The 17,345-nt window shown below is 42.2% G+C and carries 21 protein-coding genes and 1 pseudogene; 13 read left to right on the top strand and 9 right to left on the bottom strand.

Features of this window, described 5'->3' with window-relative positions; all coding sequences use genetic code 11:
• Positions 1-118: 118 nt before the first annotated feature.
• Both PUQ00_RS10205 and PUQ00_RS10200 read right to left on the bottom strand, forming a co-directional pair.
• Entirely contained in the window at positions 119-1,501 is a 1,383-nt protein-coding gene (locus tag PUQ00_RS10205) for an aminopeptidase P family protein (RefSeq protein ID WP_300415750.1), read from the bottom strand.
• A 40-nt stretch (positions 1,502-1,541) separates the two neighbouring features.
• Positions 1,542-1,811, bottom strand: a complete 270-nt coding sequence (locus tag PUQ00_RS10200) for a hypothetical protein (RefSeq protein ID WP_300415748.1) — start codon at positions 1,809-1,811, stop codon at positions 1,542-1,544.
• Between the two features lie 1,098 nt (positions 1,812-2,909).
• Here PUQ00_RS10200 and PUQ00_RS10195 point away from each other — a divergent pair.
• Together PUQ00_RS10195 and PUQ00_RS10190 are read left to right on the top strand one after the other, a co-directional pair.
• On the top strand, positions 2,910-3,218 hold the full coding sequence (locus tag PUQ00_RS10195) for a hypothetical protein (protein ID WP_300415746.1): 309 nt from the start codon (positions 2,910-2,912) through the stop codon (positions 3,216-3,218).
• Positions 3,219-3,892: 674 nt separating this feature from the next.
• Positions 3,893-4,525: an HD family hydrolase gene (locus PUQ00_RS10190; protein ID WP_300415744.1), complete on the top strand. Its 633-nt coding sequence runs from the start codon at positions 3,893-3,895 to the stop codon at positions 4,523-4,525.
• Here the strand turns inward: PUQ00_RS10190 and PUQ00_RS10185 are convergent.
• The 3 genes from PUQ00_RS10185 to PUQ00_RS10175 all read right to left on the bottom strand — a co-directional run bounded on the left by PUQ00_RS10185 (position 4,522) and on the right by PUQ00_RS10175 (position 6,746).
• A complete protein-coding gene (locus PUQ00_RS10185) occupies positions 4,522-5,241 on the bottom strand; it encodes a peptidase E (RefSeq protein ID WP_300415742.1) in 720 nt (239 codons plus the stop codon). The two genes, PUQ00_RS10190 and PUQ00_RS10185, sit on opposite strands and share 4 nt — an antisense overlap.
• 215 nt (positions 5,242-5,456) lie before the next feature.
• Positions 5,457-6,188 carry a biotin/lipoate A/B protein ligase family protein gene (locus tag PUQ00_RS10180; protein ID WP_300415740.1) on the bottom strand — a complete coding sequence of 244 codons (732 nt, stop codon included), beginning with the start codon at positions 6,186-6,188 and terminating at the stop codon, positions 5,457-5,459.
• A 78-nt stretch (positions 6,189-6,266) separates the two neighbouring features.
• A complete protein-coding gene (locus PUQ00_RS10175; protein WP_300415738.1) occupies positions 6,267-6,746 on the bottom strand; it encodes a YbjN domain-containing protein in 480 nt (159 codons plus the stop codon).
• 491 nt (positions 6,747-7,237) lie between these two features.
• Here PUQ00_RS10175 and PUQ00_RS10170 point away from each other — a divergent pair, with 491 nt between their 5' ends.
• From PUQ00_RS10170 to PUQ00_RS10155, 4 genes are all read left to right on the top strand, one after another.
• The gene (locus tag PUQ00_RS10170) at positions 7,238-7,405 is read left to right on the top strand and encodes a type II toxin-antitoxin system RelE/ParE family toxin (RefSeq protein WP_300415736.1); all 168 of its coding nucleotides are present in this window, start codon (positions 7,238-7,240) and stop codon (positions 7,403-7,405) included.
• A 19-nt stretch (positions 7,406-7,424) separates the two neighbouring features.
• Positions 7,425-7,637 (top strand): type II toxin-antitoxin system RelE/ParE family toxin, encoded by a 213-nt coding sequence (locus PUQ00_RS10165; RefSeq protein WP_300415825.1) that lies wholly within the window; start codon positions 7,425-7,427, stop codon positions 7,635-7,637.
• Positions 7,609-7,926, top strand: a complete 318-nt coding sequence (locus tag PUQ00_RS10160) for a DNA-binding transcriptional regulator (protein ID WP_300415734.1) — start codon at positions 7,609-7,611, stop codon at positions 7,924-7,926. The genes PUQ00_RS10165 and PUQ00_RS10160 overlap by 29 nt, the downstream gene beginning before the upstream one ends.
• Positions 7,927-8,447: 521 nt before the next feature.
• On the top strand, positions 8,448-8,576 hold the full coding sequence (locus tag PUQ00_RS10155) for a hypothetical protein (protein ID WP_300415732.1): 129 nt from the start codon (positions 8,448-8,450) through the stop codon (positions 8,574-8,576).
• Here PUQ00_RS10155 and PUQ00_RS10150 read toward each other — a convergent pair.
• Positions 8,557-8,676 (bottom strand): annotated as a pseudogene (locus PUQ00_RS10150) (DUF2887 domain-containing protein); the annotation flags it as partial. The gene PUQ00_RS10155 and the pseudogene PUQ00_RS10150 overlap by 20 nt on opposite strands.
• 66 nt (positions 8,677-8,742) lie before the next feature.
• Here PUQ00_RS10150 and PUQ00_RS32765 point away from each other — a divergent pair.
• The 4 genes from PUQ00_RS32765 (at position 8,743) to PUQ00_RS10135 (ending at position 11,979) form a co-directional block, all read left to right on the top strand.
• Positions 8,743-8,814: a tetratricopeptide repeat protein gene (locus tag PUQ00_RS32765; protein WP_309143364.1), complete on the top strand. Its 72-nt coding sequence runs from the start codon at positions 8,743-8,745 to the stop codon at positions 8,812-8,814.
• 185 nt (positions 8,815-8,999) lie between these two features.
• A complete protein-coding gene (locus PUQ00_RS10145; RefSeq protein WP_300415731.1) occupies positions 9,000-10,433 on the top strand; it encodes a BCD family MFS transporter in 1,434 nt (477 codons plus the stop codon).
• A gap of 90 nt (positions 10,434-10,523) precedes the next feature.
• Entirely contained in the window at positions 10,524-11,330 is an 807-nt protein-coding gene (locus tag PUQ00_RS10140; protein WP_300415730.1) for an inositol monophosphatase family protein, read from the top strand.
• A 109-nt stretch (positions 11,331-11,439) separates the two neighbouring features.
• A complete protein-coding gene (locus PUQ00_RS10135; RefSeq protein ID WP_300415728.1) occupies positions 11,440-11,979 on the top strand; it encodes a hypothetical protein in 540 nt (179 codons plus the stop codon).
• Positions 11,980-12,048: 69 nt separating this feature from the next.
• Here PUQ00_RS10135 and PUQ00_RS10130 read toward each other — a convergent pair whose 3' ends face one another.
• The 3 genes from PUQ00_RS10130 to PUQ00_RS10120 form a co-directional block, all read right to left on the bottom strand.
• On the bottom strand, positions 12,049-12,408 hold the full coding sequence (locus PUQ00_RS10130) for a cupin domain-containing protein (RefSeq protein ID WP_300415727.1): 360 nt from the start codon (positions 12,406-12,408) through the stop codon (positions 12,049-12,051).
• Positions 12,409-12,664: 256 nt separating this feature from the next.
• Positions 12,665-13,312, bottom strand: a complete 648-nt coding sequence (locus tag PUQ00_RS10125) for a pentapeptide repeat-containing protein (protein WP_300415725.1) — start codon at positions 13,310-13,312, stop codon at positions 12,665-12,667.
• 83 nt (positions 13,313-13,395) lie between these two features.
• Positions 13,396-13,890, bottom strand: a complete 495-nt coding sequence (locus PUQ00_RS10120) for a hypothetical protein (RefSeq protein ID WP_300415723.1) — start codon at positions 13,888-13,890, stop codon at positions 13,396-13,398.
• A gap of 1,175 nt (positions 13,891-15,065) precedes the next feature.
• On the opposite strand from PUQ00_RS10120, the gene PUQ00_RS10115 reads away from it, so the two are divergent.
• The 3 genes from PUQ00_RS10115 to PUQ00_RS10105 all read left to right on the top strand — a co-directional run bounded on the left by PUQ00_RS10115 (position 15,066) and on the right by PUQ00_RS10105 (position 17,197).
• On the top strand, positions 15,066-15,209 hold the full coding sequence (locus PUQ00_RS10115) for a hypothetical protein (protein WP_300415721.1): 144 nt from the start codon (positions 15,066-15,068) through the stop codon (positions 15,207-15,209).
• A 4-nt stretch (positions 15,210-15,213) separates the two neighbouring features.
• Positions 15,214-16,086: a 3-deoxy-7-phosphoheptulonate synthase gene (aroF, locus tag PUQ00_RS10110; RefSeq protein WP_300415719.1), complete on the top strand. Its 873-nt coding sequence runs from the start codon at positions 15,214-15,216 to the stop codon at positions 16,084-16,086.
• A gap of 199 nt (positions 16,087-16,285) precedes the next feature.
• The gene (locus tag PUQ00_RS10105) at positions 16,286-17,197 is read left to right on the top strand and encodes a hypothetical protein (protein ID WP_300415716.1); all 912 of its coding nucleotides are present in this window, start codon (positions 16,286-16,288) and stop codon (positions 17,195-17,197) included.
• Positions 17,198-17,345: the final 148 nt, after the last annotated feature.

The raw sequence follows: 17,345 nt of genomic DNA, 5'->3' as shown, positions 1-17,345 counted from the left end.
TGATGCAATTTTATGATCTCGTAGTGCCGTGGGAGTACGAATGTTATTTAATTGGAAGTTGGGGCGATCGCCTTTGGGGGATGCTCTGAACTTCTGTGCGATGCCTACGACGAATTTTTTAACAACTCACTAAATCTTCCACAGCACTGGAACTATTTGGTAATGCGGCTGTTAAAACTTCGCTACCTATTTCAGTGACTAATACATCATCTTCGATGCGGATTCCGCGGACATCGGCAAATTCAGATAAACGTTGCCAATTCACCACATTCTGATATTTTGAGCGAACATTAGCATCATTTAAAATTGCTGGTACTTGATAAAAACCAGGTTCAATTGTGACTAACATTCCTGCACGCAGGGGACGATTTAAACGCAGGTAGCTTAAACCAAAGCGATCGCTTCTTTCACGCCCTTCTTCATACCCTGCTAAATCGCCCAAATCTTCCATATCATGGACATCTAAACCCAGTAGATGACCGATACCATGAGGGAAAAACAGCGCATGAGCATCCATCTCTACTAAATCTTGGGGATTTCCTTGTAAAATGCCTAACTCTACTAAACCTTCAGCGATGACCGTGGCAGCCAGCAAATGAATATCCCCATACTCTATACCAGGATGTATTTTGGCAATGCAAGCATCATGGGCTGCAAGTACGACATTATAAATATCTCTCTGGGTAGATGAAAATTTACCGGATACTGGCCATGTCCGGGTGACATCACCTGCCCAACCCGTCTGAGTTTCAGCGCCAACATCACTAAGCAGTAAATCACCTGATTGTAGAGGGTGGTGATATTCTTCATTATGCAAAACTTCACCGTGAACGGTGACAATACTGTTGTAGGAAGTGGTCATATTGTGGGCAATAATTACCCCTTCCATCGCTGCACGAACTTCTGCTTCCAGTTTCGCTTTCGGTGTTGCTGCCATACCAGCTTTGTGTGCTTCAACAGTGACAGCCGCAGCTTTTCGCAACTGGGTTAATGCAGCTTGATCATGGGTGAGACGTAGGGTAACGATCGCCTTAGCTAACTCTAAGTCAATTCCTTGGGGAGGACTTTGTGGTAAAACCCATCTATTTAATAGCTGCGATTGCTGCGTCCAAGTAGCGGCATCTTGTACAGCAAGTGTAGCGACATCTTCTACCCAAGACTCTAATTCTGCCATTGGTCGAGCTACATCCGCCCCAATCTTCTGGGCTATTTCCTCGCGCGTTGGCATTTCTCCATGCCAAAGGGCGCTGCTGGGTGAAGGATCGTCGATGAATAGTTCTAGCTTGCCCGCTTCTAGACGAATTGCCGCCTTTGATAATGGCAGTCCGGCGAAGTAGAGAAAATGACTGCTGGCGCGAAACGGAAAAGCGTTTGCTGGAAAGTTGCGCGAACTGTTGCTACCTGACCAGAGAATTGCGGGAAAATTAATCAGGTTGGCTAGTTGTTGGCGTCGGAGGCGTAAAGTCTCGATTAGGGAAGTAGAAGTTTGTGGGATAAGCATAAATGGAAACTCAAAGAAAAGGTGATATTTTTGTCTTTATTTAGTCGTTATCTTCTTTATCGTCATCGTTTTTATCATTCTTGCGATCGTCATGTTTACCATCGTTTTTATCATTCTTGCGATCGCCATTTTTGTCGTTCTGCTTTACCTGATTTGGCTGTAGGACTGGTTTTTGTTGCCCAGTTGGAGCAACTGGCTGCGGTACTTCAAGAACGCAACTAACTAATCCTCCAGAAACTAGCGCTAAGTTGAGAGCAGCAAAGATGCTTCTGAAGATTTTTATCCTGATGTTTGCGTTTTCCTTTAACATTGACCCTAGTTTTTGAAGATTCTATTACTAATTTCTAAGGTAACGTGATCTCGATGAACCTCTCCCTGTCTTGAGCTTTAGTTCAAGTCTGCCCCTCTCCACTTGACTACGGTAGGTTCTGCGTAGGCGTAGCCCGCCGCAGGCATCGCACTCACTCAGTATATTGCTCAAAGCGCTACCGAGATGCGAAAAACCCTCGTTCGCTATCTAACTGATGAAATCGTCGCCAATATCCTGGAAACTCCTTCTGGGCTAAAATTGGGAGGAGAACGGAGAAAAGTTACGGTTTTAGTATCTGATTTAAGAAGATTTTCAGCTATTTCTAAATAATTGCTCCATGAAGAAGTAGTAAAGATTTTGAATGGCAATATTGACCTTAAAATTGCTGGATAATTACAAATATAACCGAAGGTAATGAAACACCCTGTGACAATTTGTGAAATTCGTGGCATTAGCAGTCAATATAATTTATTCTTACCTAAAGATGATGAAAAAATAATCATTATCAATCAATAAGTACCTGTAGAATAGACTTTTTTCTAGGGAAAAAATGCAGTAAGAACAGTATTTCTTGGGTCATTGGCTAGCCTCTGTGAAAAAGGGGCGTAACTGCGAGTGCTACATTCTTTATAACTCTTGAGTAATCTCAAACTCAAGTTATTGATTGAAGCAAAACTGGTTACAGAAGAAGAATACATCTATGCCAAGGTGATCCAACAATCTAATGTTGACGAGCATCTTTTTCTGCTTGGTTTACAGATATTCCCCCAAAAGCGCTGGCAATTCTCAATACACTTCGTCAGCCTGGGTGAGATTAGGACATCAATATTGAAATAGTAACGAAGGGAGGTGTATGTAAATAGGGTGAACCGAAAAAGTAGGTAGTGTAACTTTTTTTAAAAAAGTAGCAATTGTTGCTGATAGAACCAGGCGATCGCGGTAAGATTTGGGACTTAAGCCTGATCCATCTCCAATAACTCCTAACTCTGACCGAATAATTAATAATTCGTAATTTATGGGATAGAGCAACTAACTTGAGTTCTGGAGATAAGAATATGATTTCTTCTAAAACTAGATTAAATTACATCCAAAGGACAGATGACAAACATAAACAACTTTCAAAGACTAGTAGAACTTGCAAATGATTATGGAATTATTTGCCAGCCAACACCAGAGGAATGCTTGATTGCAACCTTACCTGGAGACGATGATTTCTTATTAGCTTTTACTTGGTCTGGCCCAGTTGAGGGAGACCCGCCAGAGCATGAATTAATAGCAATTAGTGTACAGGATCTAGTCAAACAAGTCACTGTTGCAGCTTGGCAGATTCCTATTTATTTATTCGGAAACGTTTTAAGGCAGGCTCAGATGCTTGTCACTGCCCACAAAGATTTCGTTAGCAGTTAGCAGAGAAGCCCTAGCTAAAAACTACTATCCCTGTCCACAGTGGCAGGGATTTTTATTTGGACTACTGTGCCCAAAACTAGAGAAACTAAGAGTGGATGCCAGTTTTAAAGATTTGTAAAATATTATCTGAAAAAAGTAAAATAATAATTAATCTGTTATTTTATTATTAAATTTTTTAACTATTTTAACAAACTATGTTCAGTTTAATTCCCCTGCCTCTTGTCATAGCAGGAATTGAACGCCTAATTAAAATCCCCGTCACAAAACGTAATTGCGAACTTGTACTGAGCGCAGCCGTTGGCGCAGCCTCTCGTAGAGAAGTATTGCGAATTGGTTTAAAGTTTTGGCGGGTTCTCCCAAGGTGAGAACCCCTGGCGTGCAAATTCTATTCGCGCTGGCTCTAAGTTGACTAAAAATTGCTGTAAATTGGCGGTACAGTTTTGAAAGTGTCACTCAATATACTTGCCCTTTGATAGAAGCAGTGATACTATCAATTTGTGTGAGGAGCAAGTTAAAAATAAAAAGCGTTTGGGGTGGAAACACGGCAACACTCCCAAGCGCTTTTTAATTGGGATACAGAAAAAAGTACTTGCAGATTCGCTGGAGTTTTTGAGATAATCACTTACAATGCAAGATCGAGTCAACTCCACCCATAATCAAAACTAGAAATTCAGGTGCAAATCAATCGGCTGACTCAACAAATTCAGTTCATCATCGAGATTGATCAATTGAAACAGGTGATGCGCCAAACTCTACTCACTGATGGGTCACGCCGGGAAAATAGTGCAGAACACTCTTGGCATTTAGCAGTGATGGCAAGTGTATTAGCAGAATATGCCCCAGAGGGTGTTGATATATTTCATGCGATCAAAATGCTGCTAATTCACGATTTGGTAGAAATTGATGCAGGTGACACCTTCTGTTACGATGTGCAGGCTAATCACAGCAAGGCAGCAAGAGAAGCACAAGCAGCGTTACGCTTATTTGGACTTTTACCAGCAAATCAAGGTAGCGAGTTGCGTTCACTTTGGGATGAGTTTGAAGCAGGAGAAACACCCACTGCTAAGTTTGCCACAGCCCTAGACCGTATACAACCCTTGCTGCATAATCAGCAAAATGGGGGTGGGACTTTTCGGATTCATGGGATTAGGCGCGAGCAAGTGATGAAACGATTAGCACCTGTAGAAACGGGTGCGCCGGAACTTTGGCCGTTTGTTTTGCAAGTAATTGATGATTTTGTCGCCGCAGGGTATCTTAAAGATGATACTGCCCTAATTACTCAAGATTTTCGCGTTGAAAATTATTAGCTTTTTCCCAAGTATATAGGTTCTAAAATCGTTTCTTTAACCGTCTGATCTACTCTTTCTAAACTATAGGCTTTGGGTTGCGGACGTGAACTGACAACTTTTTCCAATTCCTCTCCAACAAAATGGAGAGCAACCCCATCGTCTACAGCATATCCAGAGCTAATAAGTCCTTCTGATAAAAGTTGATGATAAGCAGGTTTTCTTCTTGGCTCACCGTCATAGTGAGGACAGTTACTACCTTTTAGAAAGCCAAGACACTGTAATACAGTCATGTTCCCAGGAATAGAGTCTGTCACTCCCTCTTCAAACCAACAAATAGAGCCTGCACTCAAGCCAGAAAGAATAACGCCACTTGACCAAGCTTCTCTCAAAATATGGTCAAGTCCCCACTCTTTCCAAAGAGCAATTAGATTTTTAGTGTTTCCACCTCCTACATAAATAATGTCCTGATCAAGAATAAAAGACCTAAAGTCCGATGTCGGTGGGTAAAACAAGGACAAATGAGATGGCTTACATAGAAGTTGCCCAAAAGCTGAGTAGAATCTAACAATATATTTGTCAGAATCACCACTTGCTGTAGGGATAAAACAAATCTTCGGTCTTTTCTTTTTGCACAATCCCAGGATATATCGATCCAGCAGAGGGTTTTCAGGTTCCATTGAAAAGCCTCCACCGCCCATTGCAATGATTTGTTTAGGAAGTGAATTTGTGCTCATTTTGAAATTCTGTTCTATTTCTATCCCATCAAATGACCTAAGAGGCTATTTATAAAGTAAATATTAAGTAGGGTGTGTTACGGCTATGCAAGGATTTGGGAGTTCGAGAGAGTGAGAAGTAGCCGTAACGCACCATGTTTCTCGGTGCGTTAAGCGTTGCTATAACGCACCCTACAATTTAAGGTTTACTTTATAAATCATCTCTAAGAACCAGCCTATGAAACTAGTTTCGCCAAAATTGCCTCCCACTCAGATTGCGAGAGTGGTTTTACCTCTATCTGCATATCAAAACAATCGCTAGCTGCAATGACTAAAGCTGCAATAATCTTTTCAATACTCAGACTTTGAGGCAGTTGTACAGTCGTAAAAGATTCTGTACCAAATACCTGAGTGAACAGTTCAGCATCAGGTTGCAAACGCATTGAACCATGTTGTAAAATTGCCCCACCACGTCGCAGTTGAGCGCTACCAATAAGTTTGCCACCGTCTGGCAAAACTAAATCTGCACTGGTAGCGGTGCCAAAACAGTTAGCGTTGTGGATGTAACCTCGCCCAGATGTACCGTAATCTAATTCTACGCCAAGCGATCGCCAGCCTTGAATTAAAAACTTACAAATTGTTTCGTACACCTGGAGGCGATTACCCGTCAGCCCAGATGTGACTACAGCGTAAGTTAAATCACCTTGGTGTAGCACTGCCCGTCCACCAGTAGGACGCGGTACTAAATCCAGTTTTTGCCCTTGCCAAGTTAAATGTTGCCAATTTTCAGGGTATTGGCGTTGATGATAGCCCAGAGAAATAGCAGGTGGCGACCAGGTATAAAAGCGCAGAGTTGACGGATGCTTTCCAGACTGGTGCTGTTCTAACAACCAGAGGTCAATCGCCATCTGTACATTACCAGCCGCCTCTAGCAAAGGAATTAGTCGCCAAATCTGATTGCTAGGCATCAGATGTAGCAACAGCCCAATCTAAAATCCAAAATCCTTCGACTGAGGGTAACGTTCCGCAGGAAAGTCCAAAATTCCTTAAGTCGCACCAAATTCAGATTGTAAAGCTTCATCGTTATTATCAGCGATCGTTGCCACAATGGTAATTAGCCGAGACACTTCGCCAGGAGATAACTCCGCTAAGGTGCGTGTCGATATCACAACCACTCGGTTTTCAATAATACCAAAACGCGCTTCAAAAGTACTAGAGCAGTTTAACTCCAAAAGATACCGCATCAACTTAGGTTCATTTTGGGCAGGTAAATTTAGCACCGCAGACCAAACCGTTATGGTGTCTTCATCGGTTATCCCGTTGAGTTGGACAAATACTTGCACACTTCCGTACTTAAACTTCCAAAGATAACCACCCTCTGGAGTGTGGCTAACCATCGCACTGTCGTCTTGTTCCAAAGAGTCGATGACATTTTCAATTACCTCCACATGGTTAATGCTTGTCGTCTCGGCAATTAGCTCATTAACCGATTCGTTACTAGTTACGGTTTCTTGGTAGTTTGTCATAGATTTTTTCTCAATATACTCGCTGTTTTATCTACACATACTTTATAACTTGTGGACGCAGTTAGTTTGAGCTTTGTTTTGCGGCTACTTTCCAAATGCCTAAAGTAAATAGACCGTGCTGTAAAGGTTTAGCAATGCTAAACCCCCACGAAAGATGTGGTTTTTGACACTTTGCATATTTGGCATTTATTGTCAATGAGTAAGTCGGATTAATATGTCACATTTTGGCGCGATGTCTGACGACAAGGCTAGCGCGATCGCTATTTTTTAGCTAGTTGCTGCTCAATGTAGTGATAAGTCTTTGTTCAAGCTTTTTGACTTTTATAGTGTATCGTCATTGCCAAGACTGGGAATAGGGCATTGGGTATTAAGAATTTAGCGCGTCATTTTTCAGACTTCTAAATAGACAAAAATCTATCAAAACCTATCACGATATTGAGCTTGCAAAGCATAGCACCAAGTGCTATATAATAAGCGAAGGCAATGACTATATGATGATAATCTACAAAACCCGATGGTTTGACCGTTGGGCACGCAAAGAGGGTTTAAAAGACCTTAGCCTCTGTGCGGCTGTAAACGAAATGACGGCAGGACTTTACGAAGCCGATTTAGGAGGCGGACTGTTCAAAAAGCGGATGTGCCCGCTCTGGACAAGGTAAGCGTGGTGGGTTTCGTACACTGGTTGCCACCAACAAGGGAGATTGCTGGTTTTTTGTTTTCGGCTTCTCGAAAAACGATCGCAGCAACATTAACAAAAAAGAAGAAGAAGCATTAAAAAAGCTGGCATCGGTACTGTTATCTTACACGCTACAGGATCTTGAAAAAGCCAAGCTGGAAGATGAATTGATGGAGGTAATTTGCAATGCCGAAGAAGAAATCAGCGATTCTTGAAGCCGTTCACGAAACGGCTACGGGACTGTACAAGGCTGGACTGATGGATGAGACTACATTGCGTGAATTCGACTGTCTGTGCTTGTCTGGGATTGAACCGCTAGAACCTAAGCAAATTAAGCAAATACGCGAATCATCTCATGTCAGTCAGGCAGTATTTGCGGCGATTTTGAATACAAGTCTGTCAACGGTTCAAAAGTGGGAAATCGGTCAGAAGCGTCCCAGTGGCACGGCTCTTAAGCTGTTGCACCTAGTTAAGAAACGGGGATTGAATAGCTTGATTGATTAAGGGGTCAACCCCAACTCTTGGAGACGCTACGCGAACGGGGAATTAAAAATTAAAAATTAAAAATTAAAAATTAAAAATTAAAAATTAAAAATTAATAATCCCTATAAATAAATTTAGCGCAAAGTCTGAGCGGAGGTTTCCTCCGTTGGCACAGCCCGCCGCAGGCATCAAAACTTTGTAAGAGAGGGGCTTGTAATAGACTTATCCGGAAATGAGAACTTTATTTGGCTGAAACCTAGCTCTGGAGAGGGTTTTAGAGGTTCCTGTTTTATATAAGCTAAAAAGCCAGCTATGTAAGGGTTTCAGCTATTTTGAGGTTTATTTGTGGATAAGTCTAATAATGACTTAGTATTTCTCGCGCTCTGCGTCTTGAAATACATTTTTTCTGTTCTCCATAAATAAATTTAGGGGCTTGTACCCTTTTCGTTTTTGGTCAACCCTGCACGATATGCACCTATACTGAATGCGATCGCTATTTTTTAGCTAGTTCCTGCTCAATGGTATGAGCTTCATACCAAAGTATGGTACTAGCTTATTTTCTGATAGTTCCCATTTGGGCATTAGATGCGATCGCCTCCAATGAAGTCATGAATATATTAATGTGTCATATTTTGGCGCGATCGCTCCTTTGCGAAAAGCGGTTTCTTTGACTTCAACTGATTCAAATCGATAGTTTTGCGCTTGAACAGGAGGATGATCAACTACTTCAAAGAGTAACCCAGGAAAGCTTTTAAAAATTTGATAGTAAATGGAATCTCGTTTGACTACTTCATCCTAAAATTCTCTGGTTATCCGTAGGCGTAGCCCGTCGTAGACATCGCAGATTACAACCAAGCCATAAAAATTAATCCTAACTTGGCTGAAGCATACGCTAATCGAGGTGTATAATTGCTTGCCAAATAAGTGCGTGCGATACCTTTCCTGGGGAACGCTACGCGTAGCTTGCTTCCCGGTAAGGGTACGGTGAGCGACGCTAACGCAACTTCCATTTTTCGTTCGCTGATTTGGAGCGGGTAGGGTTTATCTTTATTTAAAGAGAGACAAAATCCGATAAACTATACGAAAAAGTAGCTATGGCAAGCGGTGAAGTATTTGATACCAAAACAAAATCCTTATCTGTGCCAAGAGTAAACCTGCTGACTATGTTCCGACTGGGTTTATTTCAGATGGGGTTGAGCATGATGTCAATTTTGACTTTGGGAGTACTCAACAGAGTCATGATTCAAGAAATAGCAATTCCGGCAACGCTGGTATCAGTAGTTCTAGCACTGCCTTTATTTGTTGCTCCTTCCCGTGTCTGGTTCGGCCAGATTTCCGATGCCAAGCCGTTATGGGGATACCACCGCACAGCTTATGTTTGGGTGGGCGCGGCAATATTTGCGATCGCAGCCTTTTTAGCTGTACAAGTAATGTGGCAGCTTAATAATGCCGTAATTAGTGCAGGTGGTTGGGCATGGACAACCCAAACAATCGGCTGGACAGCGCTTCTATCCCTCATATTCGCTATATACGGTCTAGGAATTTGTGCTAGCAGCACTGCCTTTGCTGCTTTGTTGGTAGATATATCTGAAGAAGATAACCGTTCCAAAGTAGTAGGTGTTGTTTGGTCAATGCTAATGGTGGGGATTATTGTTGGGGCGATTATTAGTGCTAGCTTGCTGAAGCAATTAACGCCAGAAGCAACAACAGCAACCTTGCAGGCGGCGATCAACAGGCTGTTTACTATCGTCCCAACAATTGTATTTGGGCTGGCGATCGTAGCGACATTGGGCGTAGAAAAAAAATACTCCCAATATCTAAGCCGTTCCACAGTGGTAAATCGAGAAGACAGCATTACTCTGGGCAAAGCTTGGGAAATTTTAACGGCTAGTCCGCAAACAGGTATATTTTTCACCTTTTTACTGGTGATGACTCTCTGCTTGTTTATGCAAGACCCGATTTTAGAACCTTATGCAGGTCAGGTATTTAAAATGCCTTTGGCTGAAAGTACTAAACTGAACGTTTTTTATGGAACAGGTATACTGATTGCCTATGGTGTGAGTGGTTTTTTGATTGTGCCACGTTTAGGTAAGCAAAGAACTGCAAGACTAGGCTGTATATTAGTGGCATTTTGTACAGTATTACTTGGGATATCAGGCTTCACAGCTAATCCAGCTTTCCTGAAGCTAAGTTTAATTTTATTCGGTTTAGGCACTGGTGTCTTAACTACGGCAGCAGTTAGCTTGATGTTGGATCTCACCGCCGCAAAAGCCGCAGGTACATTTATTGGGGCTTGGGGGTTAGCGCAGTCTGTCTCTAGAGGTGTGGCAGTGGTTTTAGGTGGTACTTTATTGGATGTAGGTCGTAAGCTATTACCCAATTTAGTTTTAGCTTATGGACTGGTATTTGCTTTAGAAGCCGTGGGAATGATCGTGTCGATTTGGTTTCTCAACCGGGTGAATGTAGCGGAATTTCAAACAAATACAAAGCTGGCGATCGCTTCGGTTTTAGAAAGCGATTTAGATTAAACTGTATGGGGCATTGGGCATTGGGCATTGGGCATTGGGCATTGGGCATGGGACAAATGACAAATGACAAATGACAAATGACAAATAACCATGAATGATTTTTGGACGACAATTCTTGATTTTGCCCAAACTACCACTACCAGAGTGGGCAAGCAGCTAATGCAAGATTTTGGGCAAGTACAGGCTTCCCAAAAAGCTGATGGTAGTTTGGTGACGCAAGCAGATAAATGGGCAGATCAGGAAATTCGGGATGCGATCGCTTCTAATTTTTCTGGTTACGGCATTTTGAGCGAAGAGAGTGATCAGTCATTTCCCGGTACCGAGTGGTGCTGGGTAATTGATCCTCTCGATGGTACAACCAACTTCACACGCGGCATTCCCATCTGGACAATATCTCTGGGTTTACTGTATCAAGGTACACCCATTTTTGGTTATGTTTACGCACCAACCTTGAATCAAGCTTTTCATGGTTTCTGGGCAGGTTCATCTGGATTAACACCGCCAACAGGAGCATTTCTCAATCGCCACCCCATCCATAGCAGTGTAGATAATCCCAGCAACAATCACTTTTTTAACCTCTGTTCCCGTAGCACCGCAGTTATTCAAAACGGCTTTCCCTGCAAAATTCGGATGTTGGGTGTCGCTAGCTATAACTTTTTGACAGTTGCGACTGGGGCAACTCTTGGTGGTATTGAAGCGACACCAAAAGTTTGGGACTTAGCGGGGGCTTGGGTAATTGTCCAAGCAGCTGGCGGTGTTTGGTTATCGCTCAAGTCAGAACCGTTTCCGTTGTCATCGGGAGAAGATTATAGCGATCGCTCTTTTCCCACCCTTGTTGTTAGTCGCCCAGAATTAGTTCCGGTATTTCAACCTTTTTTGGAAGGTGTAAAAATTTAACTATACAAAACTCAACTATAAATAAAGCTGGTGATAATCTGAGCATTCTGATAATTGAAGTAGTATTGTAGCTTCGATTACACTAGCTTATCTAGTATAAATCATTTTTATGTTGTCTAATCTAGATTTAATTCGAGAGTTTGTGCAAAACTCTATCCAGAAAAAAGAAGTTTTGTTGTCAAATCCTTCTTTGACAGCGCAAACAGTGTATAAGACCAATCAACTAACAGCGAAATCTGAAGGCGTAATTGCCACCGTCCAACTATCTAACACCCTATGTGAATTCTTGGTTTATCCGAAATCATCCCACTGGGAATTGATAAATCAGGCATTAGCAGAATATGGTTATCTCCTGAAAGGAGAAGTAGATAGTCGGGGTTTCTATCAGTATGAATACTGCAAAATTCCCAAAGGATATCAGATGCACTGTACTAAATCTGTACTTCTATGGCGAGCTTGGTGGAGATATCGCAAGTATACTTCCACACAAGGAATTTCGTTGGAACTTCTGATTAGAAAACGAGATTTATGGTATCCAATCCGAGATTTAATTATTAGCGACGGACTTCTTTATATCAAAACGTTAGGAAGCGAGATCGCACTTGCCTCAGATGACTTGGTTACTTGGTTAAACAAAATTGACGGCTGAAAGTGAGTAGTTGTTGAAAAATGCTGAGATTTTTTTCGCTTACTTTGAGACTATGACTATAACTGGTTTTTAATAAACTGTTTCATCTTCCTTCCGCCATGCTGGATCAACAATACATATAAATACTAGAGGTTCGATGCCAGAGTTAGAAATAAATTGCCGCGTATTAGGAGGAATATACACAGCGTCTCCCGGCTGAACAATCTGGGTTTCATCATCAATCTGCATTTCTCCGATGCCACTAAGAATATAATAGACTTCTGAGGTAGAGAGCGAGTGGGGTTGAGAGGTTTTTCCTACTGGCACTGTTGCATGAGCCAAACTATAGCGCAATGTCAGAAGTTGCTTATCTGGATGTAGCAGTTCTCGCAGAATGGTGTTATCACCGGCGATGAATTCTGGACAGTCTTGAAGTTTTTGAACTAGCATCAATGAATTTTTGGTTTGAGCTTTTGAATCTCACTATAGAAGTATAAGCCCACTTTTGGCACTTCATTTTGTAATCTACGAAGATTAACAAATATAGCAATGACTAGGTTGGGCTGCGTCTACGCTATCTAATCACAAGCATAGCCCAGCCACCAATCGGCCACTCTACGAGTTCCCGTTCTCCAACGGAGTACCCGCAGGGTACAAGAACTGCTATGTTGCTTTATCATTTGAGTAATTGATCACGCAACCTCAGTTATTGATAAATTGCACCATCAGGCATAATTGCCCCAGCTAAGTTAGCACCAATTAGTTTAACCAGAAGGCGTTCGCCAGAGCGAATCCGCGCTCCCGTCAAGTCCGCTCCTCGCAAGTCGGTTCCACTGAGATCCGCTCCAATCAAATTAGCACCACGTAAATTCGCCTCCCTGAGATCCGCTAAAAGTAGGTTTGCCCGAAATAAATTTGCATCAGATAAATTCGCACCTCTAAGATTAACTTTGTGCATAAAAGTATCGCTGAGATTAGCACCACTCAAATTGGCATAACTCAGATTTCTGCCAGACAAGTCTTTATTGCTCAAATTTGCCCGACTATAGTCTTTGCCACTCAAGTCTGAGTTTTGCTTTGCTGGTTGCTGGGTTGTTTGAGATGGTTTTTCTTGTTGAGGTGGCGGAGAGTGAACTGTAGGTTGATGTTTGGTTTTTAGAGAGCGCAACTTTTCACGAGCTTCATTTATGGCTTTCAGCTTGTCTTGTGCTTTCTGCTGTAAACGGAGATTGTCTTTAGGAATGCGATCGGGATGCCAAACAAAAACTAAATCTTTGTAAGCCTGGTTCACTTCCTCAAGTGTTGCCCCAGGCTCTAATTCCAAAACTCTATAGTACCGCTCCAGATCGCTCATACGATATTTTGGTGGACAATCAACTTAATTATCAGTGATGGAGTCATGTATTCGCTGCATCTTTTGTCACTTGCCCTGCTCCCTCATCTTCCCATCTCCCCATTTCTCCATCGAGCGATCGCTCTCAAATATGCTCCAACTGGAATTTGATAGACTTCAATAAAAATCCAAACAATAATTGCTAAATGTGATAAGAAAGTTAATATTGTCCAAATATATGGCATCCAGGTAATCGGTTCCTTGAGATTAGCAGGAAAATAGTAAGCTACTATGCCAATTAAAGTAGTGGGAAGAATGATAAAAACTGCTGCTGCTAATCCATAACCCCAACCTAATTCCATCCCTTCCAACTGGCCTTCTGTCCAATTAAACCCATTCCAACGCCAACTTAAGGGTGGTTGCCTAGAAGGCATCTTGATTTGCTCTAATTCTAGGTTGACTGTAAAAATCTCGTGGCAAAAGTCACAAGCCATAGCTTCCATCAATGGCATATGAGAAATCTTACCTATCCGACAGACTGGGCAGGGGTAAACTCCATGATAGTCGAAAGATTGGGCTAAGATTTTGGAACTGGGCATAATGAAACTGATGATCCTAAAAAGTTGATCTGGTCAATGAGGACTTGGGTAAGAATAATGTATGGCGATCGTCAATTGTCTGCAATAAGCTTTCGCAAGGTGAGGTGACAAGTCAGGAGAATTATAATTTTAACTTCTCAATGGTGGATCTTTGAACTTTTGAGGCACGGAAGTCACCGCTTAGAGTTGTCTCTGATTACCTTGAGTTAGATGGATTCTATTCATTAGAGAATAGCCATATTCGGAATTTTTAGATTTTTCACAATTGATTTTTAATCACTTACACTACCCATTAGTCATGACACAACAATATTTGTCAACTTATATATAGCAGAATTCAGAATCCAGAATGAGCTACGCCCCGCTCCGCTAACAGAAGTAAAACAGGATTTATACCTGGCTTTGGGACGAATCGTTGTGTACTTCACCTTCCTTGAAATCTGCTATAGCTATGGTGATATCTAATGACAAGCCTTTGTCTACCAGAGGCTGCGCCAACGGGTTTGAGAGTGACGCTCAAAAACTCGCTAACGACGAGAACCGCCTTTCCTTCTCTACGAGACGCTGCGAGAACGGAACGCTCTGCGCGTTCGCACACCGTCTCGTAGAAAAGACTGCGACCCCTCACCACTTTCTTCGTCTAGGCAAACAACCAACTAGTACTTCACCACATAATCAGAACAGGGCGTGATTTTGAATTCCGCCAAGCGTTACTAATCTTGACTCCCACAGTTGTACTGAGTCTATCGCTTTTTTATCGTTTATGGGGGTCTTGACACCGCCTAGTCTTCCTGGTAATGTTAATTTATATAGGCATAGTTCTTAAGTTTTCCAGCACAAACCCAGCAAATGCTTAATATAAATTCCTACTTTTATTTTTGGTTTAGGGTGGTTCACCGGGAGTGAATCGAGTTTCCTAACGGAAACCGCCCGGTGAACCGCAGAGCTAACTCTGCGGTTTTTGTTTTTTTAAGGAGAATTTCATCGTCATGACTTATTTTAGTAGCTGGTTTTATGGCTTTTACTTTTGGCCCAGAGTAAGTTCCGGGTAAATCGCGTCATGCCGATAAATCAGAACGCGCCCGGAACTCTTAAAGGTTTCGGGCTTTTTTGTTGTTACTGGGAGTGGGGAGTAAGAATTTTAGATTTTAGATTTTAGATTTTAGATTAAAGAATTGAAATTTAATCCAAAATCGTCAATCCCTTCCGGTTCAGCAGTCGCTCATGGGGGAAACCCCCAAGACCGGGCTGCTTCACCAAAATCCAAAATTAAATTGCCCAATGCCCAATGCCCAATACTTAATTTTTTAGGAGAATAGAACCATGATTAATGCCAAACTTGCCGCACAATCCCATCTAAACCACCAGACAATTGTTAAACTTTCAGAAAAAGTCGCTTTCGGGGGCGAAAAACTAGTAATTATCGGTGGCCCCTGCACCGTTGAAAGCTTAGAACAAATGGAGATAGTCGCCCAAAAGCTATCTACTGCATCCGTGCAGGGGTTGCGTGGCGGTGTCTACAAACCTCGCACATCTCCTTACGCTTTCCAGGGTATGGGAGAGGCAGGATTAGAGATTTTGGCAAGAGTGCGATCGCATTACAATCTGCCAGTTGTCACCGAGGTGATGTCAATTTCTCAAATTGAAGTAGTCGCCGCCCACGCTGATATGCTTCAAGTTGGTAGCCGCAATATGCAAAACTTCGACTTGCTCAAAGCTTTGGGACAAGCTGGCAAACCAATACTACTCAAGCGTGGTTTAGCAGCGATAATTGAAGAATTCGTCATGGCTGCTGAATATATCCTCAGCCACGGGAATCCTGATGTGGTGTTGTGTGAAAGAGGTATCCGCAGCTTCGATGATTACACTCGCAATGTCCTGGATTTAGGGGCAGTGGTAGCACTCAAGCAAATAACTCATTTGCCTGTGATTGTAGATCCTTCCCATGCTGTCGGTAAACGGGAACTGGTGGCACCTCTGGCTAGGGCGGCGATCGCTTGCGGTGCAGATGGATTAATTATTGAATGTCACCCAGAACCAGAAAAATCTGTTTCTGATGCCCGTCAAGCACTTTCTTTAGAAGATATGGTGCATTTAGTTGATAGTTTAAAGCCTGTAGCAACAGCCGTTGGGCGCAGTATATCAGAAGCGATCGGGGCGGGTTTATCACCTGCCCCGATTTTTTGTGCTGCTTAAATTTCAGTTGAGAGCGTAGTTTACCGCCGTAGGCATCGCTTGTGTTGAATGTCTTAGTCAAAAGATTTATTTTGGCTTCAGGACAAACTGCGATCGCTCTCATAAAATCAAAGTTGTTGCTTAAGCTATTGCATTTAGCTAGAGAATAAAATCTGACGGGTAAATCTATTTAAAATTTAACTTAAGTTAGGGTATCGCTATGACTAGCCGACTACACGTTCCTAATAACATTACTACTAAAGCAATATCTTCATTATCAACTGCTCCAACTCAGGGAATGTTCCAATCGCGTCCCTTTGTGGTGCAGGCGCAAAGCGCAAATCAAGTATCTGACTTGAATACATCGCTGATCCGGTCGGAAAAATACGGACATAATTTGAATCAGATGCACTCCACGAGTGATTCAGATATTACAGCGGTACAATCAAAGCAAGATAACCAGCCCGTCCAGTTAGCTAGAGGGCAAAAACGTCAATCAAGCTCATCAGTAGGTAACAATCTAATTGGGCAACCTAAAATACGCAAAAAAAAGCCAAAATTAACAATAGATACAAATCCGACTGGGAAAGCACCACACACCAGACGAAATGCAGCAGGGTATAAGAATCCGTCCCATGACCACAAAAATATGCTGCCTTTATATTCACCTGTGAGTCCAATTCCACCAACCATAAAAAATGATAAACAGAAAAAAGAATGGTTGTTGGCACCCAATAGACGTCTCAATACATATAGCCCGACTCATACCAATCCACCGACGATAGTCCAAGGACACCAGAATACGGTGATGGGGCACAAGCCAGATGCAGCAGAAGTTTGGAATACAGGAGGTCATAAGAACTCCAGAAAAGATAATCTGGAGCACAATCGCCAAACAAGTTCTTATCATGGGCTAGAAGACCGTCAAAAATCAGATGCAAGTGGGTCTCAAGCTGATAGATATAACAGTCCTAGCCCAACAATAGGAAGTCATGAATCATATTTTAATGTTCGCCATCCGGATTTTGACCCTCGGAACCCTTGGACAAATCGTTTCCGCGAACCGGATAGTAACGGTGGTTGGAAGGGTGTAAAATATGACTCAGCGACAAAGGATTATGTACCTAAATAAGAGATATTACACTTTGCCTATTGCCATTGGTTAAGTTGATATACAAAACAAAAAAATCTCGGCACTCATAACGTTATTGCACCTTCTGCAAAATAGACATCTCCGAAAAAGAATGTAGAGACGCGAAATTTCGCGTCTCTACAAGGGT

It is taken from the genome of Nostoc sp. S13 (genome assembly GCF_029379315.1).
Lineage (GTDB): Bacteria > Cyanobacteriota > Cyanobacteriia > Cyanobacteriales > Nostocaceae > Nostoc.
This window is presented reverse-complemented; position numbering and strand designations above follow the sequence as displayed.

Coding starts and splice junctions, on each gene's coding strand:
- PUQ00_RS10205 (WP_300415750.1), bottom strand. CDS start 1,501: ATGCTTATCCCACAAACTTCTACTTCCCTAATCGAGACTTTACGCCTC.
- PUQ00_RS10200 (WP_300415748.1), bottom strand. CDS start 1,811: ATGTTAAAGGAAAACGCAAACATCAGGATAAAAATCTTCAGAAGCATC.
- PUQ00_RS10195 (WP_300415746.1), top strand. CDS start 2,910: ATGACAAACATAAACAACTTTCAAAGACTAGTAGAACTTGCAAATGAT.
- PUQ00_RS10185 (WP_300415742.1), bottom strand. CDS start 5,241: ATGAGCACAAATTCACTTCCTAAACAAATCATTGCAATGGGCGGTGGA.
- PUQ00_RS10180 (WP_300415740.1), bottom strand. CDS start 6,188: ATGCCTAGCAATCAGATTTGGCGACTAATTCCTTTGCTAGAGGCGGCT.
- PUQ00_RS10175 (WP_300415738.1), bottom strand. CDS start 6,746: ATGACAAACTACCAAGAAACCGTAACTAGTAACGAATCGGTTAATGAG.
- PUQ00_RS10170 (WP_300415736.1), top strand. CDS start 7,238: ATGATGATAATCTACAAAACCCGATGGTTTGACCGTTGGGCACGCAAA.
- PUQ00_RS10160 (WP_300415734.1), top strand. CDS start 7,609: ATGCCGAAGAAGAAATCAGCGATTCTTGAAGCCGTTCACGAAACGGCT.
- PUQ00_RS10155 (WP_300415732.1), top strand. CDS start 8,448: ATGGTACTAGCTTATTTTCTGATAGTTCCCATTTGGGCATTAGATGCG.
- PUQ00_RS10145 (WP_300415731.1), top strand. CDS start 9,000: ATGGCAAGCGGTGAAGTATTTGATACCAAAACAAAATCCTTATCTGTG.
- PUQ00_RS10140 (WP_300415730.1), top strand. CDS start 10,524: ATGAATGATTTTTGGACGACAATTCTTGATTTTGCCCAAACTACCACT.
- PUQ00_RS10135 (WP_300415728.1), top strand. CDS start 11,440: ATGTTGTCTAATCTAGATTTAATTCGAGAGTTTGTGCAAAACTCTATC.
- PUQ00_RS10130 (WP_300415727.1), bottom strand. CDS start 12,408: ATGCTAGTTCAAAAACTTCAAGACTGTCCAGAATTCATCGCCGGTGAT.
- PUQ00_RS10125 (WP_300415725.1), bottom strand. CDS start 13,312: ATGAGCGATCTGGAGCGGTACTATAGAGTTTTGGAATTAGAGCCTGGG.
- PUQ00_RS10120 (WP_300415723.1), bottom strand. CDS start 13,890: ATGCCCAGTTCCAAAATCTTAGCCCAATCTTTCGACTATCATGGAGTT.
- aroF (WP_300415719.1), top strand. CDS start 15,214: ATGATTAATGCCAAACTTGCCGCACAATCCCATCTAAACCACCAGACA.
- PUQ00_RS10105 (WP_300415716.1), top strand. CDS start 16,286: ATGACTAGCCGACTACACGTTCCTAATAACATTACTACTAAAGCAATA.